The 7,270-nt window shown below is 65.3% G+C and carries 8 protein-coding genes; 3 read left to right on the top strand and 5 right to left on the bottom strand.

All coding sequences use genetic code 11. From position 1 onward, the window contains the following. From A5709_RS26905 to A5709_RS28280, 3 genes are all read left to right on the top strand, one after another. Positions 1-454, top strand: a 454-nt coding sequence (locus A5709_RS26905) for a chorismate-binding protein (RefSeq protein WP_197500899.1), incomplete at its 5' end; no start/stop codon positions are given. A 168-nt stretch (positions 455-622) separates the two neighbouring features. Next, positions 623-1,639 carry an acyl-ACP desaturase gene (locus A5709_RS26900; RefSeq protein ID WP_068007982.1) on the top strand — a complete coding sequence of 339 codons (1,017 nt, stop codon included), beginning with the start codon at positions 623-625 and terminating at the stop codon, positions 1,637-1,639. Positions 1,640-1,818: 179 nt separating this feature from the next. After that, complete coding sequence (locus A5709_RS28280) at positions 1,819-2,007, top strand: hypothetical protein (protein ID WP_156768161.1); 189 nt, start codon at positions 1,819-1,821, stop codon at positions 2,005-2,007. Here A5709_RS28280 and A5709_RS26895 read toward each other — a convergent pair. The 5 genes from A5709_RS26895 to A5709_RS26875 are packed head-to-tail and all read right to left on the bottom strand — an operon-like array spanning position 2,004 to position 7,249. Next, positions 2,004-2,945, bottom strand: coding sequence for a MerR family transcriptional regulator (locus A5709_RS26895; protein WP_068123738.1), 942 nt, complete (start codon positions 2,943-2,945; stop codon positions 2,004-2,006). The two genes, A5709_RS28280 and A5709_RS26895, sit on opposite strands and share 4 nt — an antisense overlap. 3 nt (positions 2,946-2,948) lie before the next feature. Next, a complete protein-coding gene (locus tag A5709_RS26890) occupies positions 2,949-4,451 on the bottom strand; it encodes an NAD(P)/FAD-dependent oxidoreductase (RefSeq protein WP_068123736.1) in 1,503 nt (500 codons plus the stop codon). Then, positions 4,448-5,368, bottom strand: a complete 921-nt coding sequence (locus A5709_RS26885; protein ID WP_068123733.1) for a reductase — start codon at positions 5,366-5,368, stop codon at positions 4,448-4,450. Before A5709_RS26885 ends, A5709_RS26890 begins: the two co-directional genes overlap by 4 nt. 24 nt (positions 5,369-5,392) lie before the next feature. Continuing rightward, positions 5,393-6,235, bottom strand: a complete 843-nt coding sequence (locus A5709_RS26880; protein ID WP_068123732.1) for an SDR family NAD(P)-dependent oxidoreductase — start codon at positions 6,233-6,235, stop codon at positions 5,393-5,395. Positions 6,236-6,238: 3 nt separating this feature from the next. Next, on the bottom strand, positions 6,239-7,249 hold the full coding sequence (locus A5709_RS26875; RefSeq protein WP_082974383.1) for an alpha/beta hydrolase: 1,011 nt from the start codon (positions 7,247-7,249) through the stop codon (positions 6,239-6,241). Between the last annotated feature and the right edge of the window lie 21 nt (positions 7,250-7,270).

The following is a 7,270-nucleotide window of genomic DNA, read 5'->3' as shown; positions in this document are numbered from 1 at the left end:
GGCCTGTTGGTCGCGGGCCAGACCACGACCCAGCGCCCGCGTACCCGCCAGCGGCTCGGTCACCGACTTCATGACGGTCCGGGAACGTGGCAGCGTGCAGCACCTTGGCTCCACGGTCAGCGGGCGGCTAGGTCCGTCGAACGACCGGATGGACGCGCTGGAAGCGCTTTTCCCCGCGGTCACCGCGTCTGGCATCCCGAAGGCGGGCGGGATGGAGGCGATCCTGCGTCTCGACGACGCCCCGCGCGGACTGTATTCCGGTGCGGTCGTGATGTTTTCGGCCGACGGCGGCTTGGACGCGGCGCTGACGCTGCGGGCCGCTTACGAACGCGACGGCGTGACATGGTTGCGGGCCGGGGCGGGCATCATCGAAGAGTCCACGCCGGAGCGTGAATTCGAAGAGACCTGCGAAAAGCTCTCCACCCTCGCGCCGTACCTGGTTCCGCGCCAGTAGCGCGTGCGCGACTGATTCGTGCCCGTCGGAGCCCTCCGGCGGGGTGGCCCACTCGGCATAGGGACCTTTGGCCCTAGTTGGCGGGGATTCCGGCGTGTCATCTTCATGTAACCGGATGACACAGATACATTGTGCGTTACTTGACGGCACACATAACTGGAGGGCTTTGTGTCCAACGACCTGACCAACCTGCAGCTACTACACGAACTTGAGCCGGTGGTCGAGGATCTGCTCAACCGCCACCTGACGATGTTCAAAGAGTGGAATCCGCATGATTATGTCCCGTGGTCGGACGGCAAGAACTTCTACGCGCTCGACGGTCAGGATTGGGAGCCCGGACACAGCCGGCTCCCCGACGTCGCGCAGGTGGCGATGGTGCAGAACCTGCTGACAGAGGACAATTTGCCGTCGTATCACCGCGAGATCGCGATGAATTTCAGCATGGACGGCCCCTGGGGGCAATGGGTCAACCGGTGGACGGCCGAGGAGGCCCGGCACAGCACGGCGTTGCGCGACTACCTGGTGGTCACCCGCGCCGTCGACCCCGTCGAGCTGGAGAAGTTGCGGCTCGAGCAAATGACGCGGGGCTTCAGCCCGGGGCAGAATCAGCAGGGTGATATGTTTGCCGAGAGTCTGTTCGACGCGGTCATGTACGTCTCGTTTCAGGAGCTTGCCACCCGGGTCTCCCACCGCAACACCGGTAAGGCGTCTCAAGACCCCATCGCGGAGCAGCTGATGGCCAGGGTGTCGCACGACGAGAACCTGCACATGATCTTTTACCGGGATGTCAGTGGAGCGGGTTTGGACATCGCCCCGAACCAGGCGATGAAGTCGGTGCACCGCATCTTGCGCAACTTCAAGATGCCCGGGTTCACGGTGCCCGAATTCCGGCGAAAGGCGGTAATCATCGCCGTCGGCGGTGTTTACGACCCGCGCATCCATCTCGACGAGGTGGTGATGCCGGTGCTCAGGAAGTGGCGCATCTTCGAACGCGAAGACTTCACCGGGGAGGCCGCGCGCATGCGCGACGATCTCGCCGTGTTGGTCAAGGAGCTCGAGCAGGCCTCCGACAAATTCGACGAATCCAAGCAGCGCTATCTCGAGCGTGAGGCCCGCAAGACCGAGCGGATCACCGCCAGCAAGGTGCTGAAGACGGAAGGGACGCTGACCCTGAGCGGGCACTGACCATGATTTTCCGCCGATGAGGCTCCCGCCACGTCGATGTGGCGCTTGATTCGCACTCTATAGATTCACTTCGGGGCCAACGAACCTGCTAACTCCTGAACTTCGAGCATTGGGCAGTTTGAAACGCGGCTCAGTGGGAACCCACACTTCCCCCTCGCATGTTCAAGTCAGGAAAGCTCATGGTTAGAGCACGTATCGACCGGCTCAAAGAAGACTGGTTTCTGCTCCTGGGAACGCTTGCCGCTTTGTCCACGCCGCAATCGGGCATCATCTACGGGTTTGCCAACCGTCGACGAGCGCAGGAACCCGGCAGGCAGGTCGCACCCGCCCCGCCACAAGTGGTCCGACCCGAAAAACTCATCGCCTAGCCCGACGCCGATTCCGGCGCGGAGCTGGACTCGAGGTAGTCGGCCAGTATGTGGCCCACCAGTGACTCGATGTTGGACTCGATCGACGACGCGAGCGTGGCGGTGACCGTCGCCACGGCCTGAGTGCGGAAGCGCACCAGCATCGTGATCAGTTCGGCAATCTCGGCATCCGGCGGTAACGGCTCGCCCGGCTTGATGCGGTCCAGCACGTGCTCGGCCCCGGCGCGCACCAGCATGTCGCTGATCTTGTCGATTTCGGGCACGATCTGCTCGTGTAAGTCGACGAGCTTCTCCAATTTGACACCGTAGCCGCGGATTTCGTTGAACGCCTCGATCAGTTTTGGACGGATGACGGTGGCTTGGGCTCCGTCGACCCGAATGACGTGCAGCGCTACCAGGCGCTCGAACGCGTCCGCGTCGTCAACGAGTCGCTGCGCCTCGGCCAGTGGCATGGTCTCCGGTTTCTCGGTGGTCCACGGGCCCGCGATGGCCGTCTCCAGGCCCAGCACGTCGCCCAGGTTCTTGCCCTGCTCCCAGGCGCTGAGCATTTCGCGAACGTGCGCGATGTTGTATCCGCGGTCGAGCATCGAGGTGATCAGCCGCAGCCGGGTCAGGTGGGTGTCGTTGAACAATGCGATGCGGCCGACCCGCAACGGCGGGGGGAGCAGTCCGCGGTCGCGGTAGACGCGGATGTTGCGGGTGGTGGTGCCGGCCAGCCGGGCCAGATCATCGATCCGGTACTCACCGGACGTGGGGACGCCGTGAGGATGGCGGACCGCCGCGTCGAAAAGCTGCGAGACCGCCGTCTCGATCAACTGTCGGTACTCCCGCGATTGGCGCCGAACGCGCTTGGGTGCGCGCCGCACGTTGTGCAGCACGCTGGCGATGGTGCCAGGCTCGGGGCTTGAAGAACGGTGGAGCGGGCGGTCGGGTGCCATGTGTCAGCCCGACGCGGTGGCCAGCGCCCGGGGGCGGCGCGCCACCGCCTGGTAATCGTCGTAGCGGAAATCCCTCATCTGCCGAAGATACTGCGTCGCGAAACCCGGGTACATCGACCCGTTGTATCCGTCCTTGGTGAGGTACCAACTCCGGCAGCCGGACATCCACGTCGTCTTGGTGAGGCGGCGCTGGAGGCTGTCGTTGTGACGGCGCTGGACCTCCTCGCGCACATCGAGATAGCGCAGGTCGTTGTCAAGGATGGCGGTGATGCCGCGCACCGCGTACTCCAGCTGCCCCTCGATGTAGACCAGCAGGGAGTTGTGACCCGGCCCGGAGTTGGGTCCGGTCATGACGAACAGATTCGGATACCCGTGCACGTTGATGCTCTTGTAAGCCTGTGCGCCACCGGCCCATTCGTCGGCCAGCGACCGGCCGCCGAGCCCGGTGACCGCGAACGGCGGTCCGGTCAGATGGACGTCATAGCCGGTGGCGAAGACGACGCAGTCGAGGTGGTGCTCGATGCCGTCGCTGGTGCGGATGCCGGCCGGGCTCATAGTGGCGATCGGCCAGTCGATGAGCTTGCAGTTGTCGCGCTGCAGGGCGGGGTAGTAGTCGCTGGAGACCAGCATGCGCTTGCACCCCGGCCGGAAGTCCGGCGTCAGCTGGCGTCGCAGCCAAGGGTCCTTCACCTGGGCGCGCAGATGTGCCCGCCCCAGGCGCGCGGCCAGCGAGGTCAACGGCGTGTCCCACACCAGGGCCGTGGCGCTCGCCTCGTGACCCCAGAACAAGGCCTGCCGCGCAAGTTGCTGGGCGGCAGGCACTTTGGTGAACAGGGCCTGCACGGCCGGCGGGGTGGCGGCGTCCAGGCGCGGCAGCACCCAGCAGGGGGTGCGTTGGAACACCTTGACGAAGCCGGCGCGTTTCACCAGCTCGGGAATGATCTGGATTCCGCTGGCGCCGGTGCCGATGACGGCGACCCGTTTGCCCGCGAAATCGTAGTCGTGGTCCCAGCGGGCGCTGTGAATCTTGTGCCCGCGATAACTGTCCAGCCCGCGAATGTCGGGGAAGCTGACGTCCGAGAGCGGTCCGGAAGCCAGCACGACGGTGCGCGCACGGAATCGCTTGCGGCGTCGGGTGGTTGCGGTCCAAACCCCGTTAGCTTCGTCGAAGCTCAGGCCGTTGACCTCATGGCCGAATCGGATGTGGCGGCGGATGTCGAATCTGGTCGCCATGTCTTCGAGGTGGCGGCAGATCTCCGCGGCGGGGGAGTACGTACGCGACCAGGCCGGGTTCTTGACGAACGAGTACGAATACAGCAGCGAGGGGACGTCACAGCTGGCGCCCGGATAGGTTGTGTCGCGCCAGGTTCCGCCAACCCGCTCGCCGCGTTCCAGGATGACGATGTCGTCGACTCCGGCGTCGGCCAACCGGATCGCCGCTCCCAGCCCGGTGAAGCCGGCTCCGATGATGAGCACCGCGTGGGTGTGGTCGCCTGCCATGGTCACGCCGCCGGCTCGTGGGTGAGTTCTCCAACCCAAGTCGGTACCGACGGAAGCAGGGGCCGCGGATATCGGTCGGAAAGCCATACCATCGAATTCGCCAGCAGGTGGTACGGGTGGCGTGGATTTGTGACCACTCCCGCGTAACGCCTCAGGAAACGATAAGTCGGTACCCGCCTGGTACGTTCGCCGCGATCACCAAGCTCTTTGAATCTCTTCACAGCTCGGTAAAGCCGCTCCGGCTCCATACCCATGTCCGTGATCTCATTGCGGATCCTGTTGATCAGCGGTGCGCCCATGATCGCACCGATGATGAGACCCGGAGTGGCGTTGTGACCGACGAAGTCGATCAGCAACCGTCGGATCTTCGCGTGCCCGATCATGTCGAGGACTTCGAAATCGACAACCAGGTGGCGTGATTCGTCATTGTTGATCTTCTCGAAAACCTGGTGGCAGATGGGGTCGTGCACCTCATCGAGGAGGAATTTCAACAGGGCGCCGTCCAGGGCGACTTCGAGCATCGGAATGACCGTGCCCAGCAGAGACAGCGGCATGTCATCGGCCCAGCGGTCCAGCCAGTCGATCGCCAGTCGGATGTTCACGTTCGGCTCGGGAATCTCACCGTCCTCGAGCATGCCCCAACGCTTCATCAGCGCCAGTTCGGCGTTGGCGTGGCGCTGCTCCTCGGCGTGGAAGTAACGGTAGATCTCGGCAATGGTCGGTGTGGGTGCCTTCTTCGCCAGCGCAGCGAAGCCCCTGGCGCCGATATTCTCGATCCAGCATAGGTCGGCCATGAACGCCTTGAGCTGTGGCCGCTGTTCATCACTGATCATTTCGGCGCCGGGCGCATCCCAATCGATGTCGGCGAGCGCCCACTGGCGATCCTTGATCTTGGCGAGCATAGCTTCCATGTCGATGGCCATCGGGAGCTCCTTTGCGTTGGGTGATCAGGGCAGGTTGATTCGGGACACCAGGCCGGCCGCACGCGTATAGGCCTGCGGGGCCATGCGTTTGATATTCCAGCCGATCTTGGCGTCGAGTTGCGGCATGCAGTACAGCTCGCCGCGGTCGTGCGCGTCCAGGCAGATCCGCGCGACTCTGTCCGCCGAATATCCGGTCCAGCGCATCAATCTGTTCGCCAGCTGGCTGGATTCCTCGCTGATGCGGCCCGACGCGACGATGTTGGTCTTCACGAACGTCGGGCACAGCACCGTGACTTTCACCCCGGTGCCGGCCAATTCGGCGGCCAGGGTCTCCGAAAGTGAGAGCACACCGGCCTTGCTGACGTTGTAGGCGGCCATGCCCGGGGCCGCGCCGAATGCGGCCGCCGAGGCCACGTTGATGATGCCCCGGGCAGCGTGCGACGGGGCCCGCAGGATCGGGGTGAACACATGGCAGCCGTGAATGGGCCCCCACAGGTTGATGCCCAGCGTCCACTGCCAATCATCCAGCGGCGCATCGCCGATGGCCGCGCCGCCGGCGCCGACACCGGCGTTGTTGATCACCAGCGTCGGCGGCCCGGAAAACCAGGCCTGTGACTGGTCGGCCAGCGCCTGGACATCCTCGAGTTTCGAGACGTCGCAACGGATGGCGGTGGCTCTGCCGCCCTGGTCGGTGATCGCGTCGGCCGTCCTTTGGGCGGCGGCTTCGTCGATGTCGCTGCAGACGACCGCGCCGCCGCGCCGGGCGAGTTCGACGGCGAACGCCGCGCCGATGCCGCTTCCGGCGCCGGTCACCACCGCCGACGCGCCGCGGCTGGGTTTCGACCTTCCGAGCAATCTGTCCAACATGCCTCAGAGCACCTCCTGGGTCGTGGCGCGCGCATCCTGCAACGCGTGGGCGATGAACCGCGCGACGTAGGCCACAGCCTTGGCGGCCTCGGGCGTCATGCGTGGCAGTGCCTGAAAGACGTGCACCTGGTGCGGCCAGATCTGCAGTTCGCATCGGCCGCCCGCGGCTTGGATGTCGGCCGCCAGCTGACGGGCGTCGTCCTGAAGCATCTCGGCTCCGCCGGCCTGGATGAGGGTCGGCGGAAGCGGCGGGCCGCCGGCCACATTCAGTGTCAGCCGCTGGTGAGTGAGGTCCACTCCGGCGTGATACATGCTGACCAGGCGAGCCGCGTCGGCCGCCCGGATCGCGGGATCGCGACGCGTCCGTTCACGGGCGAGGCACAGCTCGAAGGTGACGTCGTAGAGCGGGGAGAACAGCGCCAGCGCGGCGGGGTGGTCGGCGGCGACCTCGGGTTGCAGCAACATGTCGACGGCCAGGTGCCCGCCCGCCGAATCTCCGGCGACCACAATCTGTTTCGGCGATACTCCACAAGATTGCAGCAGCCAGTCCCAGCCCGCCCGTGCGTCATCGGCCGCGGTGGGAAAGCGGTGGCGGGGCGCGAGTCGGTAATCGATGCTGAAGACCGGCAAGCCGGTCAAGGATGAGAGCCAGGACGTCAACCGCCGGTGGGTTTTTGGCGAACACACGGCGTAACCGCTGCCGTGCACGTAGTAGATGGCTCCCACGGATGTGGACGATCGCGCCGCCTCGCTGGTCGGGGTGCGCGGTCCGTATACCCATTCACCCTTGACGCGGCGCCCGTCGGGCAGCTTCGTGTCGACGTGTTCGACGCGGGTGCCCGCCAGCGAGGGGCCGAACGTTCCCATGATCCTGGCGACGATCTGGCGCGACAGCCATAGCCCCCATGCTCGCTCGGGCGGTATCAGGCCCGTGACCGGCCGCAGGGTGTAAGCACTTACCGCCGCCGCGCCACGGGACCGCAATGACCCGCGGGCCGGAACACCGTCCGCCATGTCACGCAGTCAATAACAAAT

Origin of the sequence: Mycobacterium sp. E1386 (assembly GCF_001672745.1) — a bacterium.
Classification (GTDB): Bacteria; Actinomycetota; Actinomycetes; order Mycobacteriales; family Mycobacteriaceae; genus Mycobacterium.
This window is presented reverse-complemented; position numbering and strand designations above follow the sequence as displayed.